This is a genomic window from Nonomuraea sp. NPDC049646, from assembly GCF_044465525.1.
Lineage (GTDB): Bacteria > Actinomycetota > Actinomycetes > Streptosporangiales > Streptosporangiaceae > Nonomuraea.
Genome location: NZ_JBITLU010000001.1, coordinates 649,874 through 651,854, shown reverse-complemented (window position 1 = coordinate 651,854; position 1,981 = coordinate 649,874). Strand labels below are relative to the sequence as shown.

1 protein-coding gene is annotated in these 1,981 nt (G+C 69.2%); it reads right to left on the bottom strand.

The genetic code is table 11. The features are described from left to right. Positions 1 to 617: 617 nt before the first annotated feature. Complete coding sequence (locus ACIBQ8_RS03055; protein ID WP_397190869.1) at positions 618 to 1,907, bottom strand: phosphatase PAP2 family protein; 1,290 nt, start codon at positions 1,905 to 1,907, stop codon at positions 618 to 620. Positions 1,908 to 1,981: the final 74 nt, after the last annotated feature.

Sequence of the window (1,981 nt, the reverse complement as noted above, 5' to 3'; positions counted from 1 at the left end):
CGCGACGCGAAGTCACCCTCCGGCAGGTCTGCCGCGCCGGGCGAGGTCGTCGCGCGGGCAGCAGGAAAGACGGGCCGCTCGTCAGGGTTCGACCCGGCGAGGGGCGGCTCACGGCTGAAGCCACGCCATTCCTATTATTTTGTCCGAAAGTCAGTCAAGGGATGAAATTTAAACCAATGATGGAATGCTGGTTTCGGGCATCGACAAAACCGGCTTCCGGTGGGTGTGTCTACGGACGGCGGACCTCCCCGGCTGGGCTGATGATCTCTGCCTGCCCTCGCGTTCTGGGGTTCTGCCACCCTGCGTGATGATCTTGTCCCTCTATGGAATGCCCGTAATTAGGGTTTCGGTCCTGACGTTTGACGGGGTCCCCGTCCCTATTGACTGATTGAGTCGGGTCCGATTCTCCATATCGGTCAGATCGGCGGTCATCCCGCTGGCAGTGGCCCCGCGGGGTGCTGACATCCGCCTGCCCCCGTCGTGTCAGGGCCGGAATCAGGAAGACCTCCCCGTGCTCGGCGCGCACGGGGAGGTCTTCGGAACGCCGCGATTCCGGTCTCAGCGGCGGGCGGGCGCCTCGCCCGGCCTGACCGCTCCCGGCTTCACCACTTCCGGCCTCACCGCTTCGGCCGGAAGTAGTGCCGCACCATGTAGGCGGTGACCTGAGCGCCGATCTTCGCGCCCTGCACGTCCGCCGTGCGCGTGTGGATGCCGCCCCACACGCGGGCCTCGATGACCTCGGCCAGGGCGTGGGAGAAGCCGCGGAAGCTCCTGGTGGTGCCCGAGTCGGAGCTGTGGCCGCTGAAGGGGATGTCGTCCCTGCCGAAGAAGTGGGCCAGCGCCGACATGCTGGCCGCCGTGAAGCACGTGTGCCCGGAGGTGTAGTCCGGGTGCGGCGGGGTGACGAGCAGCGGCGTCCAGTCGGGGTCGGCCGCGGTACGCGGGTTGCCGTCGGTGTCGGCCAGGCGGATCGCCGTGACCGGCCGCCAGAAGGCCCACGCCGCCTTCTCGTTGTAACAGGCGGTCGTGGCGTCGGCCTCGGCCAGGTCGACCATGGCGAACATGCGGGCCGCCTGGAGCGGGTTCAGGCGCCGCGTCGTGGCGAGCTGTCGCTTGATCTCCCATTCGGCCAGGTGCCGGTCGTGCCACCAGATCGCGGCCTGCGTCTGGTCCGGCGTCCTGACCGTGCTGTCCGCCCCGCCGATCCGCTTCAGCTCGTTGATGTCCTTGGCGTAGCGGGAGCTGGTCAGCGCGGGCGGCCCCGAGGTGCGGAACATCGACGCGCTGGGGATGAGGAACGGCTTGAGGTCGCCGACCCAGGCCCCGTCCGAGGCGTTGGTGGGCGGCGTCGGCCGCCACTGGCCGGGCCGGGTGCCGATCGGCCAGGTCTGGTCGCCGAACGCGCCGTCGTTCTCCCTGGCGGCGATCATCGCGGCCGCCGCCTGCTCGCCCACGGCGACGCCGCGTCGTTTCGCGTCGCCGTCGGCGATCGTGGCGAGGTATTCGTCGTACTGGGTCGTCAGCCGGGCCTGCTGGGCGGGGAAGAGCTTGTTCAGCACGCGGAAGGCCGCGGTGGCGACGGCGGCCTCCGTCGACTCCCCGCCGTCGGCCTGGGGCGCGGTCAGGTACGGCTGGTACGGGGTGCCGGCGATCGCGTTCACCGCGTCGTAGACGGCTCCGTGCACCATGGCGAAGCTGCGCGCCTGGACCTGCGGCTGCTGGCCGGCGACGTCCCAGATGGCGGTCTGGGCGTTGCGGTCCCAGACGACGACCGCGTTCTCGGGCGGTTGCGGGCCCGACGCGTACGCGGCCGACGAGCCCGGTCCCGCCGGGATGACGGCGGCGATGACGAGGACGGCCAGCCATCGTGCGATGACCGGCCGTCGCCTACCAGGTGATTGAGGCATTTGTGAAAATTACTATGTCGTCTCCAGGCCGTTAAGCGGCCGAATGAGCGAAAACCCGATAACGACACACCTGA

Coding starts and splice junctions, on each gene's coding strand:
- ACIBQ8_RS03055 (WP_397190869.1), bottom strand. CDS start 1,907: ATGCCTCAATCACCTGGTAGGCGACGGCCGGTCATCGCACGATGGCTG.